17 protein-coding genes are annotated in these 20,203 nt (G+C 60.8%); 8 read left to right on the top strand and 9 right to left on the bottom strand.

All coding sequences use genetic code 11. The annotated features are described in order from the left end of the window. Position 1: 1 nt before the first annotated feature. The 7 genes from ispC to rpsB form a co-directional block, all read right to left on the bottom strand. Entirely contained in the window at positions 2–1,192 is a 1,191-nt protein-coding gene (ispC, locus tag C0058_RS06260; protein WP_087694925.1) for a 1-deoxy-D-xylulose-5-phosphate reductoisomerase, read from the bottom strand. Further along, the gene (locus C0058_RS06255; protein WP_102368228.1) at positions 1,189–1,995 is read right to left on the bottom strand and encodes a phosphatidate cytidylyltransferase; all 807 of its coding nucleotides are present in this window, start codon (positions 1,993–1,995) and stop codon (positions 1,189–1,191) included. The genes ispC and C0058_RS06255 overlap by 4 nt, the downstream gene beginning before the upstream one ends. Beyond that, a complete protein-coding gene (uppS, locus tag C0058_RS06250; RefSeq protein ID WP_003219323.1) occupies positions 1,995–2,750 on the bottom strand; it encodes a polyprenyl diphosphate synthase in 756 nt (251 codons plus the stop codon). The genes C0058_RS06255 and uppS overlap by 1 nt, the downstream gene beginning before the upstream one ends. Positions 2,751–2,767: 17 nt before the next feature. Further along, positions 2,768–3,325 (bottom strand): ribosome recycling factor, encoded by a 558-nt coding sequence (gene frr, locus C0058_RS06245; protein ID WP_003219325.1) that lies wholly within the window; start codon positions 3,323–3,325, stop codon positions 2,768–2,770. After that, a complete protein-coding gene (gene pyrH / locus C0058_RS06240) occupies positions 3,322–4,065 on the bottom strand; it encodes a UMP kinase (RefSeq protein ID WP_003219327.1) in 744 nt (247 codons plus the stop codon). The genes frr and pyrH overlap by 4 nt, the downstream gene beginning before the upstream one ends. A 211-nt stretch (positions 4,066–4,276) precedes the next feature. Continuing rightward, positions 4,277–5,140, bottom strand: a complete 864-nt coding sequence (tsf, locus tag C0058_RS06235; protein WP_008432237.1) for a translation elongation factor Ts — start codon at positions 5,138–5,140, stop codon at positions 4,277–4,279. 192 nt (positions 5,141–5,332) lie between these two features. After that, positions 5,333–6,070, bottom strand: coding sequence for a 30S ribosomal protein S2 (gene rpsB, locus C0058_RS06230; protein WP_003219330.1), 738 nt, complete (start codon positions 6,068–6,070; stop codon positions 5,333–5,335). A 385-nt stretch (positions 6,071–6,455) separates the two neighbouring features. Between rpsB and map the strand changes: the two genes are divergently transcribed. From map to dapC, 3 genes are all read left to right on the top strand, one after another. Next, positions 6,456–7,238, top strand: a complete 783-nt coding sequence (map, locus tag C0058_RS06225; RefSeq protein ID WP_003219332.1) for a type I methionyl aminopeptidase — start codon at positions 6,456–6,458, stop codon at positions 7,236–7,238. A gap of 61 nt (positions 7,239–7,299) precedes the next feature. Continuing rightward, positions 7,300–10,002 carry a [protein-PII] uridylyltransferase gene (locus tag C0058_RS06220; RefSeq protein WP_102368227.1) on the top strand — a complete coding sequence of 901 codons (2,703 nt, stop codon included), beginning with the start codon at positions 7,300–7,302 and terminating at the stop codon, positions 10,000–10,002. 46 nt (positions 10,003–10,048) lie between these two features. Beyond that, positions 10,049–11,248, top strand: coding sequence for a succinyldiaminopimelate transaminase (dapC, locus tag C0058_RS06215; protein WP_102368226.1), 1,200 nt, complete (start codon positions 10,049–10,051; stop codon positions 11,246–11,248). Between the two features lie 120 nt (positions 11,249–11,368). On the opposite strand, the gene C0058_RS06210 is transcribed toward dapC, so the two are convergent. Beyond that, positions 11,369–13,012: a Na+/H+ antiporter gene (locus C0058_RS06210; protein WP_003219338.1), complete on the bottom strand. Its 1,644-nt coding sequence runs from the start codon at positions 13,010–13,012 to the stop codon at positions 11,369–11,371. A 213-nt stretch (positions 13,013–13,225) separates the two neighbouring features. Between C0058_RS06210 and C0058_RS06205 the strand changes: the two genes are divergently transcribed. The 4 genes from C0058_RS06205 to C0058_RS06190 all read left to right on the top strand — a co-directional run bounded on the left by C0058_RS06205 (position 13,226) and on the right by C0058_RS06190 (position 16,341). Further along, positions 13,226–13,588, top strand: coding sequence for an ArsC family reductase (locus C0058_RS06205; protein WP_003219341.1), 363 nt, complete (start codon positions 13,226–13,228; stop codon positions 13,586–13,588). Positions 13,589–13,621: 33 nt separating this feature from the next. Continuing rightward, positions 13,622–14,656 carry a 2,3,4,5-tetrahydropyridine-2,6-dicarboxylate N-succinyltransferase gene (dapD, locus tag C0058_RS06200; RefSeq protein WP_003219342.1) on the top strand — a complete coding sequence of 345 codons (1,035 nt, stop codon included), beginning with the start codon at positions 13,622–13,624 and terminating at the stop codon, positions 14,654–14,656. 69 nt (positions 14,657–14,725) lie between these two features. Then, complete coding sequence (locus C0058_RS06195; RefSeq protein WP_008432246.1) at positions 14,726–15,931, top strand: aminotransferase class V-fold PLP-dependent enzyme; 1,206 nt, start codon at positions 14,726–14,728, stop codon at positions 15,929–15,931. Continuing rightward, positions 15,928–16,341 (top strand): SufE family protein, encoded by a 414-nt coding sequence (locus C0058_RS06190; RefSeq protein WP_102368225.1) that lies wholly within the window; start codon positions 15,928–15,930, stop codon positions 16,339–16,341. Before C0058_RS06195 ends, C0058_RS06190 begins: the two co-directional genes overlap by 4 nt. Before the next feature lie 117 nt (positions 16,342–16,458). Here C0058_RS06190 and tcdA read toward each other — a convergent pair whose 3' ends face one another. Further along, positions 16,459–17,268 (bottom strand): tRNA cyclic N6-threonylcarbamoyladenosine(37) synthase TcdA, encoded by an 810-nt coding sequence (tcdA, locus tag C0058_RS06180; RefSeq protein WP_003219345.1) that lies wholly within the window; start codon positions 17,266–17,268, stop codon positions 16,459–16,461. 219 nt (positions 17,269–17,487) lie between these two features. On the opposite strand from tcdA, the gene C0058_RS06175 reads away from it, so the two are divergent. Further along, the gene (locus tag C0058_RS06175; RefSeq protein WP_003219347.1) at positions 17,488–20,079 is read left to right on the top strand and encodes a glycosyltransferase; all 2,592 of its coding nucleotides are present in this window, start codon (positions 17,488–17,490) and stop codon (positions 20,077–20,079) included. Positions 20,080–20,203: the final 124 nt, after the last annotated feature.

Here is a 20,203-nt window from a genome sequence, read left to right as displayed (position 1 = left end):
GCTAACGCGTATTGCGGCTCAACCACTGCTCGGTCAAGGCCCGGGCCTTTGCATCCGCTTCGAACACCGCGCCCAGATCATTCACCGGGACGACGGGCTCAAGGCTCAAAACGTCCTCGATGATACCCGCGATCTGCGGAAAGCGGATGCGCCGGTCCAGAAACGCCGCCACAGCCACTTCATTGGCCGCATTCAGCATCGCCGGGGCACTGTTACCCGCCTCCGCAGCTTGCCGCGCAAGACGCAGGCAAGGGAAGCGTTGCTCGTCGGGCGCTTCGAAGTCCAGACGGGCAATGGCAAACAGATCCAACGGCGCAACACCCGAGTCAATCCGCTCAGGCCATGCCAGGGCATTGGCGATCGGCGTACGCATGTCCGGATTGCCCAGTTGGGCCAATACCGAGCCATCCACATAGTCCACCAGGGAATGAATCACACTTTGCGGGTGGATCACCACCTCGACCTGGTCCGGCCGGGCATCGAACAACCAGCAGGCCTCAATCAGCTCCAGGCCCTTGTTCATCATGCTCGCTGAATCCACCGAGATCTTGCGCCCCATGGACCAGTTCGGGTGAGCGCACGCCTGATCGGGAGAAACATGCTCCAGATCGGCCAGCGGCGTCTGCCGGAACGGACCACCGGAGGCTGTCAGCAGAATCCGGCGCACGCCGACCTGGCTCAACCCGCGGGCGAAATCACCAGGCATGCATTGGAAAATCGCGTTGTGCTCGCTGTCGAGCGGCAACAGCACGGCGCCGCTCTTGCGCACCGCCTGCATGAAGAGTGCCCCGGACATCACCAGGGCTTCTTTGTTGGCCAGCAGAATCTTCTTGCCCGCATCAACGGCCGCCAGGGTCGGGCGCAAGCCGGCAGCGCCGACAATCGCCGCAACCACGGTGTCGACCTCAGGGTCTGCCGAAACCTGGCACAACCCCTCCTCCCCCACCAATACCTGAGTCGCCAGGCCCGCAGCGCGCAAGTCATCCTGCAAACCACGTGCAACTGCCGCTTCGGGCACTACTGCGTATTGCGGCGCGTGCCGCACACACAGTGCCAGCAGTTCACTCAGGCGACTGAAACCGGTCAAGGCGAATACTTGATAACGCTCGGGATGACGGGCAATCACATCCAGGGTGCTTAGCCCCACCGAGCCGGTAGCGCCCAGCACGGTTACCTGTTGCAGGCGGCTCACGAGGCAGCCATCCACAGCAGTACGGCAAAGATCGGGATCGCGGCAGTCAGGCTGTCGATACGGTCCAGCACGCCACCGTGACCCGGCAGCAGGTTACTGCTGTCCTTGATCCCGGCCTGGCGCTTGAACATGCTTTCGGTCAGGTCACCGACTACCGAGATGAACACCACCACGGCTGCGCCCACCAGGCCCAGGAGCATTTCCTTGACGGTCCAGTCACGCACCACACCGACCACCACGGTAATCACCAGGGTCAACGCCAGGCCGCCATACACACCTTCCCAGCTTTTGCCCGGGCTGACAGCCGGCGCCAGCTTGCGCTTGCCGAAGGCACGCCCGGAGAAATAGGCGCCGATATCGGCACCCCACACCAGAACCATCACCGCCATGATCAGCCAGTTACCCAGTTGCATGTGCTTGATGTAGACCAGGCCTTGCCAGGCAGGCAACAGAATCAAAAGGCCAATCACCAGCTTGCAGGCGACACTGGACCAATGACTGCTGGTGCCCGGATAGGTCAGCACCAGATAGGTCGCCAACGCCCACCACAACACCGCCGCACCCAGCACCCAGGGCGCCACGTCCGGCAGGATGTACATCAGGAACATCAACAACGCCACGACAGCGGCATACACCACACGAGGCAACTGCGCGGCGAAACCCGCCAGGCGCGCCCATTCCCAGGCACCCAGGGTCACAACCAGGCCGATGAACAGCGCGAAGTTCGCACCTTCAAGCAGGAAAAACCCGCACAGGGCAATAGGCAGCAGGATCAGCGCCGTGATGATTCGTTGTTTAAGCATTAAACCCGGGCTCCAGCTTCGATCTGCTCGCTCGTTTTACCGAAGCGACGCTGACGGGAAGCGAAATCGGCCAGCGCATTGCGCATGGCATCGTGTTTGAAGTCCGGCCAGAACAGGTCGGAGAAGTACAGTTCGGTATAGGCCAACTGCCACAACAGGAAGTTGCTGATGCGATGGTCGCCACCGGTACGAATGCACAGGTCCGGCAACGGCAGGTCGCCGGTCACCAGGCAGGTTTGCAAGAGTTCGGGGGTAATGTCTTCCGGGCGCAGATGGCCGGCCTGCACTTCCCGCGCCAGACGCTGCGCAGCCTGGGCAATATCCCACTGGCCGCCGTAATTGGCTGCGATCTGCAGCACAAAACGGTTGCTGCCGGCAGTGATCGCCTCGGCTTCGCGCATGGCCGCCTGCAGCTCCGGATGAAACCGAGAACGGTCACCGATGATACGCAGGCTGATGTTGTTCTCGTTCAGGCGCTTGGCCTCGCGGCGCAGGGCCTTGAAGAACAGGTCCATCAAGGCACTGACCTCCTCGGCCGGGCGCTGCCAGTTTTCACTGGAGAACGCGAACAGGGTCAATACTTCGACCTTGGCCTCGGCGCACACCTCAATCACGGCTCGTACAGCGTCGACACCCGCCTTATGCCCGGCAACGCCCGGCATAAAGCGCTTCTTCGCCCAGCGATTATTCCCGTCCATGATGATCGCGACATGGCGCGGCACCACGGAGGGCACAGTCTGCTTGGTCTTTTCCATGAAGGCGTCCTGACCCCTTATACGGCCATCAGGTCCTTTTCTTTATCTTCCGTGGCCTTGGTGATCTGGGCCTCGGCATCTTTAGTCAGCTTGTCGATATCAGCAACGGCACGGCGCTCTTCGTCTTCGCTGATTTCCTTGTCCTTGACCAGCTTCTTCAGGTCACCCAAGGCATCACGACGGATGTTGCGCACGGCAACACGTGCGTCTTCTGCTGCACTGCGCGCCTGCTTGGTGAAGCCCTTGCGGGTTTCTTCGGTCAGGGCAGGCATGGAGATCAGCAGCAATTCGCCCAGGTTGGTCGGATTGAGGTTCAAACCGGCGCTCTGGATGGCCTTGTCGACGGCGCCGAGCATGTTGCGCTCGAAAGCAACGACTTGCAGGGTGCGCGAATCTTTTACAGTGATGTTGGCCACTTGGGTGATCGAGGTATCAGCGCCGTAGTAAGGCACCATCACGCTGCCCAGGATGCTTGGGTGGGCCTTGCCGGTACGAATCTGGCCAAACGCATGGTTCAGGGATTCCAGGGATTTTTGCATGCGCTCTTGAGCGTCTTTTTTGATTTCGTTGATCATTGTTCGATTTCCTCGATCAGAGTCCCTTCCGCGCCGCCGTGTACGATGTTCAGCAGGGCGCCGGGCTTGTTCATGTTAAATACGCGCAGCGGCATCTTGTGGTCGCGGCACAAGCAAATTGCCGTCAGGTCCATCACGCCCAGCTTGCGATCCAGTACTTCATCATAAGTCAGATGATCGAACTTCTCGGCATGCGGGTCTTTGAATGGGTCTGCAGTGTAGACACCGTCAACCTTGGTGGCCTTGAGCACCACGTCCGCGTTGATCTCGATACCACGCAGGCAAGCTGCCGAATCGGTGGTAAAGAATGGGTTGCCGGTACCGGCCGCAAAAATCACGACTTCCTTGGCATCCAGGTGACGCATGGCCTTGCGACGATCATAGTGATCCGTTACGCCAACCATGGAAATAGCCGACATCACGATCGCGGTGATATTGGCGCGCTCCAGCGCATCACGCATGGCCAGGGCGTTCATCACAGTGGCCAGCATGCCCATGTGGTCGCCTGTCACCCGATCCATGCCGGCAGCGCTGAGTGCCGCACCACGGAACAGGTTGCCGCCGCCGATCACCAGACCGACCTGGACACCGATACCGACCAGTTGGCCGACTTCCAGCGCCATGCGATCGAGTACTTTGGGATCGATCCCAAACTCTTCCGAGCCCATCAGGGCCTCGCCGCTAAGCTTGAGTAGAATGCGTTTATAGCGAGCCTGATGACCACTGCCCTGCTGAGCCATTGCGAATCTCTCCTGCGGCGTATTTTTTGAAAATTCTTGGCAAGCCGTTTACGGCCTGCGTTCACTCTAGCTTGACGCTGTCACAGCGCCATCGGAACACGGCTTTGTAAGCCAGTTCCAAAGGGAAACCAATAAAAATCGATCACCCCATTTGAAAAGAGGCTGCGCGCGTAAGCGGGCAGCCTCTTTTGGGCGACAGTTAAAAACTGTCTTACTTCTTGGTGGCAGCCAGCTGGGCAGCAACTTCTTCAGCGAAGTTGTCGACCGGCTTCTCGATGCCGTCGCCTACTTTGTAGTAGGTGAAGGAAACGATTTCAGCACCGGCTTTCTTAGCCAGTTCGCCAACCTTGATTTCAGGGTTCTTGACGAACGCCTGCTCAACCAGGGAAGCCTCAGCCAGGAACTTGCTGATACGGCCCTTGACCATGTTTTCAACGATGTTTTCAGGCTTGCCTTTGATTTTCTCTTCGTTCAGCTGCAGGAACACGGCTTTCTCGCGTTCGATGGCTTCAGCAGAAACTTCCGATGGCAGCAGGAATTCAGGGTTGCTGGCCGCTACGTGCATAGCGATGTCTTTGGCCAGTTCAACGTTGCCGCCTTTCAGGGCAACCACAACACCGATCTTGTTGCCGTGCAGGTAAGCACCCACAACGTCACCTTCAACGCGGGTCAGGCGACGAATGTTAACGTTCTCGCCTACTTTACCCACCAGAACCAGACGATCAGCTTCTTGAGCTTCGATCAGCGGAGCGGCGTCGGTCAGCTTGTCAGCGAATGCTTTTTCAACGCTGGCAGCGACGAAGTTCTTGAAGTCGTCTTGCAGGGCCAGGAAGTCGGTCTGCGAGTTAACTTCCAGGATAACGGCCGATTTGCCGTCTTCCTTGATTGCGATGGCGCCTTCAGCAGCGACGTTGCCTGCTTTCTTGGCAGCCTTGATGGCGCCCGAAGCACGCATGTCATCAATGGCTTTTTCGATGTCGCCGCCGGCCTTGGTCAAGGCCTTTTTGCAATCCATCATGCCTTCGCCGGTACGCTCACGCAGTTCTTTAACCAACGCTGCAGTAATCTCTGCCATTTTCAAAATCCTCTTGGATAGGTTTTCAACCATTCCACCCGATTGAACGGGCGATCAATTCTTCCCGAACCACCCTTGTAGGCCGCTGCACGTTACAGATGTTGTAGCTGCGCTGCCGACAAATGGTTTTCGAGGTGGCAAAAAGGGGGCCAAGCCCCCTTTTTGCTTACTGAGTCAACGCCAAGGCGTCAGTTACTCAGCTGCAGCTACCGGAGCTTCTTCAACGAACTGCTCGGTACCGCCAGCAACGTGGTTGCGACCACGGATTACAGCGTCAGCCATCGAACCCATGTACAACTGGATAGCGCGGATTGCGTCATCGTTGCCTGGGATGATGTAGTCAACGCCTTCCGGGCTGCTGTTGGTATCGACTACGCCGATAACCGGGATGCCCAGCTTGTTGGCTTCGGTGATCGCGATGCGCTCGTGATCAACGTCGATAACGAACAGTGCGTCAGGCAGACCGCCCATGTCCTTGATACCACCCAGGGAACGATCGAGCTTTTCCAGGTCGCGAGTGCGCATCAGCGCCTCTTTCTTGGTCAGCTTGGCGAAAGTACCGTCTTCGGCTTGCACTTCAAGGTCACGCAGACGCTTGATGGAAGCACGGATGGTTTTGAAGTTGGTCAGCATGCCGCCCAACCAGCGGTGATCGACGTACGGCGAACCGCAACGTGCTGCTTCTTCAGCAACGATCTTGCCAGCGGAACGCTTGGTGCCGACGAACAGAATCTTGTTTTTGCCCTGGGCCAGGCGCTCTACGAAAGTCAGAGCTTCGTTGAACATTGGCAGGGTTTTTTCAAGGTTGATGATGTGGATCTTGTTACGCGCGCCGAAAATGTACTTACCCATTTTCGGGTTCCAGTAACGGGTCTGGTGACCGAAGTGCACACCGGCCTTCAGCATATCGCGCATGTTGACTTGGGACATGATAGTTCCTTAATAAGTCGGGTTTGGCCTCCACGTATCCCAATGACCAACCAGCGGCATTCGCCTCCGGCACCCAGGTCATCGTGTCGACACGTGTGTGGATTTAAGCTTTGCGGGGTATCCCCGGAAAGCGGCGCATTTTATACCACAGAGCTTGCAAAAACGAAACCCGCAATCACATTTGCCGTCAGTCGCTTTTGCCTAAGCCTTTGAATAGAGCCAGAATGCCCCCATCCTTATAGACAGAAGCGATCGCCAGACGCTCATGGTTTCACCCTTGCGTCTGCTAGAATCGCGTTTTTTGGGCTTGTGCGAATTCTGCAACCTTTTGTCGCACACCCGTAAACCGTATTGATTTCAGCGCGTCGCGCTAGAGAGAGCCTGTATGACCGTAACCCTCAAAACCGCCGAAGATATCGCTGGCATGCGTGTTGCCGGCAAACTGGCTGCCGACGTCCTGGAAATGATTGCCGAACACGTCAAGCCCGGCGTCACCACCGAAGCGCTGGACCGCATTTGCCACGACTATATCGTCGACGTGCAAAAGGCCATCCCTGCGCCGCTGAACTACAAGGGTTTCCCCAAGTCGATCTGCACCTCGATCAACCACGTGGTGTGCCACGGGATTCCCGGCGACAAGCCGCTGAAGGACGGCGACACCCTGAACATCGACGTCACCGTCATCAAGGACGGCTACCACGGCGACACCAGCCGCATGTTCCACGTCGGCACCGTGCCGGTCTGGGCCGAGCGCCTGTCGCAAGTCACCCAGGAATGCATGTACAAGGCCATCGAGATCGTCAAGCCTGGCTGCCGCCTGGGCGACATCGGTGAAATCATCCAGAAGCACGCTGAAAAGAACGGCTTCTCGGTGGTGCGCGAGTTCTGCGGCCACGGCATCGGCAAGGTGTTCCACGAAGAGCCACAGATCCTGCACTACGGCCGCGCCGGCACCGGCATGGAGCTCAAGGCAGGCATGACCTTCACCATCGAGCCGATGATCAACCAGGGCAAGGCCGACACCAAGGTGCTGGGCGACGGCTGGACCGCCATCACCAAGGACCGCAAGCTCTCGGCGCAGTGGGAACACACCCTGCTGGTGACCGACACCGGCTACGAGATCTTCACCCTGCGTGCCGACGACACGATTCCCCGCGTTTCGGCGTAATGTTTGCACCGGTTTTCTAATAGCGACGCTGTGACCCATAGATAGAAAGGAAAACCGATCGATGCCCCAGGTGGATCCCGAACTCTTCGACCGTGGCCAGTTCCAGGCGGAACTGGCACTGAAGGCCAGCCCCATCGCCGCCTTCAAGAAGGCCATTCGTCAGGCCCGCGAGGTGCTCGACGGGCGCTTTCGTACCGGCCGCGATATCCGCCGGCTGATCGAGGACCGCGCCTGGTTCGTCGACAACATCCTGCAAAAGGCCTGGGAACAGTTCAGCTGGAGTGAAGACGCCGATATCGCCCTGGTGGCGGTCGGCGGCTACGGCCGTGGCGAACTGCACCCCTACTCCGACATCGACCTGCTGATCTTGCTGGACAGCGCCGATCACGAGATCTTTCGCGACTCCATCGAGCGTTTTCTGACGCTGTTGTGGGACATCGGCCTGGAAGTCGGCCAAAGCGTACGCTCGGTGGACGAGTGTGCCCAGGAAGCCCGCGCCGACCTGACGGTGATCACCAACCTGATGGAAAGCCGCACCATCGCCGGCCCCGAGCGCCTGCGCCAGCGCATGCTGGAAGTCACCAGCACCGCGCACATGTGGCCGAGCAAGGACTTCTTCCTGGCCAAGCGTGCCGAGCAGAAAGCCCGGCACCACAAGTACAACGACACCGAATACAACTTGGAACCCAACGTCAAAGGCTCCCCGGGCGGGCTGCGGGACATCCAGACGATTTTGTGGGTCGCCCGTCGCCAGTACGGCACCCTGAACCTGCGCGCCCTGGCCGGGGAAGGCTTCCTGGTGGAGAGCGAAAACGCCCTGCTGGCCTCCTCCCAGGAATTCCTCTGGAAAGTGCGCTACGCGCTGCACATGCTGGCCGGGCGCTCCGAAGACCGCCTGCTGTTCGACCACCAGCGCTCCATCGCCACCCTGCTGGGGTTTGAAGGCGAAGACGCGAAGACCAGCATCGAAAGTTTCATGCAGCAGTACTACCGCGTGGTAATGAGCATTGCCCAGCTCAGCGACCTGATCATCCAGCACTTCGAAGAAGTGATCCTGGCCCCGGAAGACGAAGCACCGCCGCAGCCGATCAACGCGCGCTTCCAGCTCCACGATGGCTATATCGAGGCACGCAACGACAACGTGTTCAAACGCACGCCGTTCGCCATGCTGGAAATCTTCGTGTTGATGGCCCAGCAGCCGGAAATCAAGGGCGTACGCGCCGACACCATTCGCCTGCTGCGGGAAAACCGTCACCTGATCGACGACGATTTCCGCCACGACATCCGCAATACCAGTCTGTTTATCGAGCTGTTCAAGTGCAAGATCGGCATCCACCGCAACCTGCGTCGCATGAACCGCTACGGGATCCTGGGGCGCTACCTGCCGGAGTTCGGTTTTATCGTCGGGCAGATGCAGCACGACCTGTTCCACATCTACACGGTGGACGCCCACACCCTGAACCTGATCAAGCACCTGCGTAAGTTGCAGTACACCCAGGTGTCAGAGAAATTCCCACTGGCCAGCAAGCTCATGGCGCGTCTGCCCAAGCCGGAATTGATCTACCTCACCGGCCTGTACCACGACATCGGCAAGGGCCGGCATGGTGATCACTCGGAAATTGGCGCAGTGGACGCCGAAGCGTTCTGCCAGCGTCACCAGTTGCCGCTGTGGGACAGCCGCCTGATTGTGTGGCTGGTGCAGAACCACCTGGTGATGTCCACCACCGCCCAGCGCAAGGACTTGTCCGACCCGCAGGTGATCCATGATTTCGCCCAGGCCGTCGGCGACGAAACCCGCCTCGACTACCTGTACGTGCTCACCGTGTCCGACATCAACGCCACCAACCCGACGCTGTGGAATTCCTGGCGCGCCAGCCTGTTGCGCCAGCTCTACACCGAGACCAAGCGCGCGCTGCGTCGCGGCCTGGAGAACCCGGTGGACCGCGAAGAGCAGATCCGCCGCACCCAAAGCGCGGCCCTGGATATTCTGGTGCGTGGCGGCAACGACCCGGACGACGTCGAGCAACTCTGGTCGCAACTGGGAGACGACTACTTCCTGCGCCACACCGCCGGCGACGTGGCCTGGCACAGCGACGCGATCCTGCAGCAGCCGGCCGATGGCGGCCCACTGGTGCTGATCAAGGAAACCACCCAGCGCGAGTTCGAGGGTGGCACCCAGATCTTCATCTACGCGCCCGACCAGCACGACTTCTTCGCCGTGACCGTGGCGGCGATGGACCAGCTCAACCTGAACATTCACGACGCCCGGGTCATCACCTCCAGCAGCCAGTTCACCCTCGACACCTACATCGTGCTCGACACGGAAGGCGAGTCCATCGGCGACAACCCGGAGCGGGTGAAAAAGATCCGCAAAGGCCTGACCGACGCGCTGCGCAATCCTGACGACTACCCGACCATCATCCAGCGTCGGGTGCCGCGCCAGCTCAAGCACTTTGCTTTTGCCCCCGAGGTGACCATCCACAACGACGCCCAGCGCCCGGTGACGGTGCTGGAACTCAGCGCGCCGGACCGCCCGGGCCTGCTGGCACGGATCGGCACGATATTCCTGGAGTTCGACCTGTCGTTGCAGAACGCCAAGATTGCGACCCTGGGCGAGCGGGTGGAAGACGTGTTCTTCATTACCGATGCCGACAACCAGCCGCTTTCCGACCCTGAACTGTGCCGACGCTTGCAGGAAGCCATCGTCCAGCAGTTGAGCGTCAATCAGGAGACCGGCGTCGAGATGTCACGCTTGAGCATCTGACCGACCGCCCATTTTCAGCTTCCAATGAATTGAACGAGATTTATCGATGAACAACGCCCTGAACCAGCTGCAGCCCTACCCGTTCGAGAAATTGCGCGTCCTGCTGGGCAGCGTCACGCCGAACCCGGACAAACGCCCCATCGCCCTGTCCATCGGTGAGCCGAAGCACAAATCCCCGCAGTTTGTCGCCGAGGCGCTGGCCAACAACCTGGACCAGATGGCGGTGTACCCCACCACCCTGGGCATTCCCGCCCTGCGCGAAGCCATTGGCGCCTGGTGTGAACGTCGTTTCAGCGTGCCCAAGGGCTGGCTGGACCCGGCGCGCAACATCCTGCCGGTGAATGGCACCCGTGAAGCGCTGTTCGCCTTCACCCAGACCGTGGTCAACCGTGGCGACGACGCGCTGGTGGTCAGCCCGAACCCGTTCTACCAGATCTACGAAGGGGCGGCGTTCCTCGCCGGGGCCAAGCCGCATTACCTGCCGTGCCTGGATGAAAACGGCTTCAACCCGGATTTCGACGCGGTATCGCCGGACATCTGGAAACGCTGCCAGATCCTGTTCCTGTGCTCGCCAGGCAACCCCACCGGTGCACTGATTCCCGTCGACACCCTGAAAAAGCTGATCGCCCTGGCCGACGAATACGACTTCGTGATCGCCGCCGACGAGTGCTACAGCGAGCTGTACTTCGACGAACAAACCCCGCCGCCAGGCCTGCTCAGCGCCTGCGTGGAACTGGGCCGCCAGGACTTCAAGCGTTGCGTGGTGTTCCACAGCCTGTCCAAGCGCTCCAACCTGCCGGGCCTGCGTTCGGGCTTTGTGGCCGGCGACGCCGATATCCTCAAGGGCTTCCTGCTGTACCGCACCTACCACGGTTGCGCGATGCCGGTGCAAACCCAACTGGCGAGCATTGCTGCCTGGCAGGACGAAGCCCACGTGCAGGCCAACCGTGATCTGTACCGGGAAAAGTTCGATGCCGTGCTGACGATCCTGAAGCCGGTGCTGGACGTGCAAAACCCGGACGGCGGCTTCTACCTGTGGCCGAACGTGAAGGGCGACGATGCGGCGTTCTGCCGGGACTTGTTCGTGGAAGAACACGTGACCGTGGTACCGGGCTCGTACCTGTCGCGGGAAGTGGACGGGGTCAACCCGGGCGCCGGGCGTGTGCGCCTGGCGCTGGTCGCGCCGCTGGCGGAGTGCGTGGAAGCGGCGACGCGGATTCGCGACTTTATTACCCGCAATAAATAACTGCGCTGAATGTGGCGAGGGAGCTTGCTCCCGCTGGAGTGCGCAGCGCTCCCGCTTTTTTGGGGCCGCTACGCAGCCCAGCGGGAGCAAGCTCCCTCGCCACAAGCAAGCACCGCGGTGTTATTTGATATGACCCAGATTCGCCTCGCTCATATCCAGATCCGCCAACACCTCCCGTAGCACATCATCACCAATCTGATGGTGACGGCTCAGGCTATACAGTTCCAGACGCTGCGCCCGCAGGGCCTTGAGCCGCAACTTGCGCTCCAGTTGATCCATCTGCAACGCCAGCGCCTGGGCTTCGGCCGAATCGTTGAACACTTCCAGTTGATGACGATACTCCGACATCAACCGCGCCTTGAGCTCGGTGGCCAAGGCTGCTTGGGCGGCATCCTGGGGTGCAGCTTCAGCGGGTTCTTCGGCTTCCAGGGCATGGATAGCAGCCACGGCGGTCTTCTTCCAGGCCTCGCGCACTTCATTGTGGCGTTTCTCATCCGGGCTCTTCTCGATGCCGCGCAACAGCAGCGGCAAAGCGATGCAGGCCGCGACGAGCGAAAGCAGGATCACACCGGCGGCGATGAAGATCAGCAGGTCGCGCTCGGGAAAATCCTGCCCCGGCGCAAGCAGTAACGGTACTGACATCACACCCGCCAGGGTCACGGCACCGCGTACGCCACCGACGGTCAGCAACCAGCAGGACCGCGCGGTGGGCACCAGCGTCAGCTCACTTTTCCCACGAATCCGGCGCAATAAACCCGACAGTCGCCAGATGCTTTGCACCCAGATAAACCGCAACACCACCAGCACCAGGAAAATCGCGATCACGTCCAGGCAGCGATACAACAAGGTCGGCCACAGCGTCGGCTCATGGCTGACCACCGCCTTGATGATGTCAGGCAGTTGCAGGCCCAGCAGCAGGAAGATCAAGCCGTTGAACGCAAACTCCAGCAGCGACCAGACGCTGCGATTGAGCAACCGGGTGCTGGTCTGGCGCGGCAGCAGGTCGAGCCAGCTTTGCATCATGCCCGCAGCCACCGCCGACAGGATGCCCGATGCGCCAAGGCGTTCCGCCAGCACGTAGGCGGCGAATGGCAGCAACAACATGAACACCACGTGCGTCGCCGGGTCGTCCCAGCCCCGGGCGATCATCCAGGCACGCAGGCGGCCGACCAGCCAGCTCAACGCCACACCGACCGCCAGCCCACCCACGGCCACCAGCACAAAGGTGAGGCTCGCATCCGCCAGCGAGAACACGCCGGTCAGCGCCGCCGCCAGGGCGAACTTGAAGGTCACCAGGCCCGAGGCATCATTCATCAACGCCTCGCCCTGGAGCATGTGCATCAGTGGCGTCGGCAAGCGGTTCTGGGAAATGGCCGACACCGCCACGGCATCCGTCGGCGACAACACGGCCGCCAGGGCGAAGGCCACCGGCAGGGGAATACTCGGCAACAACCAGTGAATGAAGTAACCGGCCCCCACCACCGTAAACAGCACCAACCCCACCGCCAGCGTCAGGATCGGCCCGCGCAGGCGCCACAATTCACGCTTGGGCATGCGCCAGCCATCGGAGAACAGCAGCGGCGGCAGAAACAGGAAAAGAAACAACTCAGGGTCCAGGGCGACATGCAGCCCCAGGGTCGGCCAGGCCAGCAACGCACCGGCGGCGATCTGCACCAGTGGCAACGGCAGTGGGATCACACGCCCGACAAGGCGCGAAACGCTGACCAGCATCAGCAGGATAAGTACGGTGTAGGCGGTTTGCATAACGCGGGATTCCCAGACAATCAACTTGCAACAACACACATCAGGCAACAACTCGCCGTTGAAGTGCCATATTAGCCGCCTATGCTGCGCGATGGCCTTTGCACAAAAGTCGCACACGAGCAAAACGTAAGTGTGACGAGCGGCGCCGAAAGCCGCTGGCCATGGCATAATCCGTGACCTTTAATCTGCGTGAGCCCAAAGGGGGGCAATTCCTTGACCGCTTCAAGCAAAACGTTGCACCTTTTCGGCATCAAAGCCTGCGACACCATGAAAAAGGCGCGCACCTGGCTCGATGAGCACGCTATCCAGTATGAGTTTCATGACTACAAGACGGCCGGTATCGACCGCGAACACTTGACCCAATGGTGCAATGAGCACGGTTGGCAGGTGGTTTTGAACCGTGCGGGCACCACCTTTCGCAAACTCGAAGACGAACGCAAAGCCGATCTCGACCAAGCGAAAGCCATTGAATTGATGCTCGCGCAACCCTCGATGATCAAGCGCCCGGTGCTTGATCTCGGTGACAAAACCCTGATTGGCTTCAAGCCAGATAGCTATTCGGCGGCCCTCAAGTAGGCCAGCCCACTCCATTTCTGTAGAGGTAACAGCATGTCCAATTCCCTGTTCAGCCTGGGCTTCGGCGTCGGCACTCAGAACCGCCAAGGTGCTTGGCTGGAAGTGTTTTACGCACAACCGCTGCTCAATCCATCGGCTGAAATCATCGCGGCCATCGCGCCGATCCTCGGTTACACCGAAGGCAACCAGGCGATCACTTTCACCGTCACCCAGGCCCTGCAACTGGCTGACGCGCTCAAGGGCGTCGACGCTGCCCAAGCCGCCCTGTTGAGCCGCCTGGCTGAAAGCCACACGCCGCTGGTCGCCACCCTGCTGGCCGAAGACGCCGCACTGACCTCCACGCCTGAGGCCTACCTCAAGCTGCACCTGCTGTCCCATCGCCTGGTCAAGCCTCACGGCCTGAGCCTGGCCGGTGTGTTCCCGCAGTTGCCGAACGTGGCCTGGACCAGCCAGGGCGCAATCGACATCAATGAGCTGGCCGAGCGTCAACTGGAAGCGCGCCTGCGTGGCGACCTGCTGGAAGTGTTCTCGGTGGACAAGTTCCCGAAGATGACCGACTACGTGGTGCCGAGCGGCGTGCGTATCGCTGATGCCGCGCGCATCCGCCTGGGCGCCTACGTAGGCGAAGGCACCACCGTGATGCACGAAGGTTTCGTCAACTTCAACGCCGGTACCGAAGGCCCGGGCATGATCGAAGGCCGCGTGTCGGCTGGCGTGTTCGTCGGCAAGGGTTCGGACCTGGGCGGCGGTTGCTCCACCATGGGCACCCTGTCGGGTGGCGGCAACATCGTGATCAAGGTCGGCGAAGGCTGCCTGATCGGCGCCAACGCCGGTATCGGTATCCCGTTGGGCGACCGCAACACCGTGGAGTCGGGCCTGTACGTGACCGCCGGCACCAAGGTTGCGCTGCTGGACGAGCAGAACCAGCTGGTCAAGGTGGTCAAGGCCCGCGAGCTGGCCGGCCAACCGGACCTGCTGTTCCGCCGCAACTCCGAGACCGGTGCCGTGGAGTGCAAAACCCACAAATCGGCCATCGAACTGAACGCAGCGCTGCACGCTCACAACTAAGCAGCGACTCGATGCCACTAACGGCCCGCGCCTGACCGGTGCGGGCCGTTTATACGAGTCTTGATCACCATGCTTGTGCCCTCTCCCTGGCGCGCCGATTTTCCGGCCATCGCCACCCTGCAACGGCAAGACCAGACCTATCTGGACAACGCCGCCACCACGCAAAAACCTCAAGCCCTGCTGGACGCCATCAGCCATTACTACGCCAATGGCGCAGCCAATGTGCACCGTGCCCAGCATTTGCCGGGCGCCCACGCGACCCAGGCTTTCGAGGACAGTCGCAGCAAGGTGGCACAGTGGCTGAACGTCGGTGACGAGGGGCAAATCATCTTCACCCACGGCGCGACATCGGCGCTGAACCTCCTGGCTTATGGCCTTGAGCACCTATTCAACCCGGGCGACGAGATTGTCATCAGCGCCCTGGAGCACCACGCCAACCTGCTGCCGTGGCAGCAACTGGCCAAGCGTCGCGAGCTGGCGCTGGTGGTACTGCCGCTTGACGCTGGCGGCTTGATCGACCTGCAAGCCGCCGCCCAACTGATCGGCCCGCGCACCCGCCTGCTGGCGGTGAGCCAACTGTCCAACGTACTTGGCGCCTGGCAGCCGTTGCCGCAACTGCTGGCGCTGGCCAAGGCCCACGATGCACTGACGGTGGTCGATGGCGCCCAGGGCATCGTGCATGGTCGCCATGATATGCAGGCCCTGGGCTGCGACTTCTACGTGTTTTCCAGCCATAAACTCTACGGGCCGGACGGCGTCGGCGTGCTGTATGGCCGCACCGAAGCCCTGCATCACCTGCGCCACTGGCAGTTTGGGGGCGAGATGGTGCAGCAGGCTGATTATCAAAGCGCCAGTTTCCGCCCGGCGCCCCTCGGTTTCGAAGCCGGGACTCCGCCGATCGCCAGCGTGATCGGCCTGGGGGCAACCCTGGATTACCTGAGTTCCCTGGACCAGCAGGCGGTGACGGCTCACGAAGCCGCCCTGCACGACTACCTGTTGCGTGGCTTGCAAGCGCGCAATGGCGTGCGCTTGCTGGGGTCGCCGCACGTCGCCCTGGCCAGCTTCGTGGTGGAAGGCGTGCACAACGCCGACCTCGCCCACTTGCTGACCGAACAAGGGATTGCGGTGCGCGCCGGCCATCATTGTGCGATGCCGCTGCTCAAGCAGATGGGATTGTCGGGGGCGATTCGGGTGTCATTGGCGCTGTACAACGACTCCGATGACCTGGAGCGCTTTTTTGAAGCGCTGGATCAAGCCCTGGATATGTTGCGATGAGCTTGCCGACTGAGGCCGTTGTCGCGCTGGAAGCGTTCCAGGCAGTCGGCAGTTGGGAGCAACGAGCCCGCCTGCTGATGCAATGGGGCGAGCGGCTGCCCGCCTTGCCGGACGAAGACAAGGTAGACGTCAACCTGGTGCAGGGCTGTGAAAGCCTGGTGTGGCTGGTGGGGCGCTTGCAGGATGGGCATTGGCAGTTTGCCGCCAGCAGCGATGCACGGCTGATACGCGGGCTGGTGGCGTTGTTGCTGGCGCGGGTCAACAGCTTGTCTGCCGCTGAGTTGCAGGCGGTCGACTTGCCCGGCTGGTTTGAGCAACTGGGCCTGTCGCGGCAGTTATCGCCGTCGCGCAGCAATGGGTTGAATGCGGTGTTGCAGCGCATGCGGGAGTTGAGCCTTATACAAAACTAAATGTGGGAGCGGGCTTGCTCGCGAAGGCGGCGTGTCAGTCACCGGAGATGTCGACTGATACACCGCTTTCGCGAGCAAGCCCGCTCCCACATTTTGATCTTCATTCCAGACTGAGATCTAAGGGGCCTTGACCCTGTCAGCAGGCCGGCGCACCCCGGCCACTATCTTGTCCACCGCCTTGGTCGCGGCCACCATGCCGAAGGTCGCAGTCACCATCATCACCGCGCCAAACCCGCCGGCGCAGTCCAGCTTCACGCCATCCCCGACAAAACTCTTCTGCAAACAGATGCTGCCGTCCGGCTTCGGGTAACGCAGCTGTTCGGTGGAGAACACGCAGGGCACGCTGTAATGGCGGGTCACAGTGCGGGAGAAGCCATAATCGCGACGCAACGTGGAGCGCACCTTCGACGCCAGCGGGTCATTGAACGTACGGTTCAAGTCACACACCTGAATCAACGTCGGATCAATCTGCCCGCCCGCGCCGCCGGTGGTGATGATCTGGATCTTGCGCCGCTTGCACCAGGCAATCAGTGCGGCCTTGGCGTTCACACTGTCGATGCAGTCGATCACGCAATCGATATTGGGCGTGATGTACTCGGCCATCGTCTCGCGGGTCACGAAGTCCGCCACAGCGTGCACGGTGCAATCCGGGTTGATGCCTTTCAGGCGCTCGGCCATGACCTCGACCTTGGCCTTGCCCACGGTGCTGTCCAGCGCATGCAGCTGGCGGTTGCTGTTGCTGACGCATACATCATCGAGGTCAAACAGCGAAATCTCGCCCACGCCGCAGCGAGCGATGGCTTCCGCCGCCCACGAACCCACCCCGCCCACGCCGACGATGGCCACATGGGCCGCCTTCAGGCGCTCCAGGCCTTCAATGCCATACAAGCGGGCGACGCCGGCAAACCGTGGATCTTCTGTACTCATGACCATTACCCCAAAAACCGGCGCGCATTATAGGGCTACACAGCGACAAGTTTTAAACTACAAGCTACAAGTAAGAGAACTTACGACGAGTTGCACTGCCCAATGTCCGGTTTTTCCCGGCTTGCTGTACGGTCGGTGAAAGGCCAGTGTAGGATGCGCGCCGTTCGGCGCAGGCCGACACCTCTTTTCGTTCCACACCCTTTGGAACCCGAAATAGCCATGTCATCGCGTAAATTTGGACTCAACCTGGTGGTGGTGCTGGCAATTGCCGCGCTGTTCACCGGCTTCTGGGCGCTGATCAACCGCCCGGTCAATGCCCCTAACTGGCCCGAGCAGATCTCCGGTTTTTCGTACTCGCCGTTCCAGCAAGGCCAGTACCCACAGAAAGACCAGTATCCGACCGACGATCAAATGCGTCAGGACCTTGCGATCATGAGCAAGCTGACGGACAACATCCGTACCTACTCGGTCGACGGCACCCTGGGGGATATCCCCAAGCTGGCGGAAGAATTCGGCCTGCGGGTGACCCTGGGGATCTGGATCAGTCCGGACCTCGAGCGCAACGAGCGCGAGATCCAGCGCGCCATCGAAATCGCCAACAGCTCCCGCAGCGTAGTGCGGGTAGTGGTGGGCAACGAGGCGCTGTTCCGTGAGGAAATCACTCCGGAAGCGCTGATCGTGCTGCTGGATCGGGTACGGGCCGCCGTCAAGGTGCCCGTAACCACCTCAGAGCAATGGCACATCTGGGAACACAACCCGCAACTGGCCAAGCACGTCGACCTGATCGCCGCGCACATCCTGCCGTACTGGGAACATATCCCGGTGGACAAGGCCGGCCAGTTCGTCCTCGATCGCGCACGGGACCTGAAGAAGACCTTCCCGAAAAAGCCGCTGTTGCTGTCGGAGGTTGGCTGGCCGAGCAACGGACGGATGCGTGGCGGTGCTGACGCCTCCCCCGCCGACCAAGCGATTTACCTGCGCACGTTGGTTAACACGCTGAACCGCCAGGGCTACAACTACTTCGTGATCGAAGCGTTTGACCAGCCATGGAAAGCCAGCGACGAAGGCTCTGTAGGCGCCTATTGGGGCGTGTTCAACGCCGCACGCCAGCAGAAATTCAACTTTGATGGCCCGGTGGTCGCGATTCCGCAATGGCGAGTGCTGGCGATCGGCTCGGTGGTGCTTGCGCTGCTGTCCCTGACCCTGCTGATGATCGACGGCTCGGCCCTGCGCCAGCGCGGCCGTACGTTCCTGACCTTTATCGCGTTCCTGTGCGGGTCGGTATTGGTGTGGATCGGTTATGACTACAGCCAGCAATACAGCACCTGGTTCAGCTTGACGGTGGGCTTCCTGCTGGCACTCGGCGCCCTGGGCGTATTTATCGTGTTGCTGACCGAAGCCCATGAGCTGGCCGAAGCAGTCTGGACCCACAAACGCCGGCGTGAATTCCTGCCGGTTGAAGGGGATTCGGACTACCGCCCGAAAGTCTCGATCCACGTGCCGTGCTACAACGAGCCGCCGGAGATGGTCAAACAGACCCTCGACGCCCTGGCCGCCCTCGATTATCCGGACTACGAAGTCCTGATCATCGACAACAACACCAAGGACCCGGCCGTGTGGGAGCCGGTGCGCGACTACTGCGAAACCCTCGGCCCGCGCTTCAAGTTCTTCCACGTCTCGCCCCTGGCCGGTTTCAAGGGCGGCGCACTGAACTACCTGATCCCGCACACCGCCAAGGATGCCGAAGTGATCGCGGTGATCGACTCCGATTACTGCGTGTCGCCAAACTGGCTCAAGCACATGGTGCCGCACTTCGCCGACCCGAAAATCGCCGTGGTGCAGTCGCCACAGGATTATCGCGACCAGAACGAAAGCACCTTCAAGAAGCTCTGCTACGCGGAATACAAAGGCTTCTTCCATATCGGCATGGTCACCCGCAACGACCGTGACGCGATCATCCAGCACGGCACCATGACCATGACCCGTCGCTCGGTGCTGGAAGAGCTGGGCTGGGCCGACTGGTGCATCTGTGAGGATGCCGAGCTGGGCCTGCGGGTCTTCGAGAAGGGCCTGTCGGCGGCGTACTACCACGACAGCTACGGCAAGGGCCTGATGCCCGATACCTTTATCGACTTCAAGAAACAGCGTTTCCGCTGGGCCTACGGCGCGATCCAGATCATCAAGCGTCACACTGCGAGCCTCTTGCGCGGCAAGGACACCGAGCTGACCCGTGGCCAGCGCTACCACTTCCTCGCGGGTTGGTTGCCGTGGGTGGCCGACGGCATGAACATCTTCTTCACCGTGGGCGCCTTGTTGTGGTCGGCGGCGATGATTATCGTGCCGACGCGGGTTGACCCGCCGCTGCTGATTTTCGCGATCCCGCCACTGGCGTTGTTCGTGTTCAAGGTCGGCAAGATCATCTTCCTCTACCGTCGTGCGGTGGGTGTGAACCTGAAAGATGCGTTCTGCGCGGCACTGGCCGGGCTGGCGTTGTCGCACACCATCGCCAAGGCGGTGCTGTACGGGTTCTTCACCACCAGCATTCCGTTCTTCCGTACACCGAAGAATGCCGATAACCACGGTTTCTGGGTGGCGATTTCCGAAGCCCGGGAAGAGATGTTCATCATGCTGCTGTTGTGGGGTGCGGCACTGGGGATTTACCTGGTGCAGGGGCTGCCAAGCAATGACATGCGCTTCTGGGTGGTGATGTTGCTGGTGCAGTCGCTGCCGTATGTGGCGGCGCTGATCATGGCGTTCCTGTCGTCGCTGCCGAAACCGGCACCGAAGCAAGAGCCTGTGGCCGCTGCTTAAAATCCTGCGCAATGCACTAAACGGCGGCCTCTGGCCGCCGTTTTGCTATAAGATAACGGCCATTTTGTGAGACTTGGCCCAGGCCATTGCTTTGTGTGGGAGCGGGCTTGCTCGCGAATGCGCC

This window comes from Pseudomonas sp. NC02, from assembly GCF_002874965.1.
Taxonomy (GTDB): domain Bacteria; phylum Pseudomonadota; class Gammaproteobacteria; order Pseudomonadales; family Pseudomonadaceae; genus Aquipseudomonas.
Note: the sequence above shows the minus strand (reverse complement) of the source record. Positions and strands in the feature narration are given on the sequence as shown.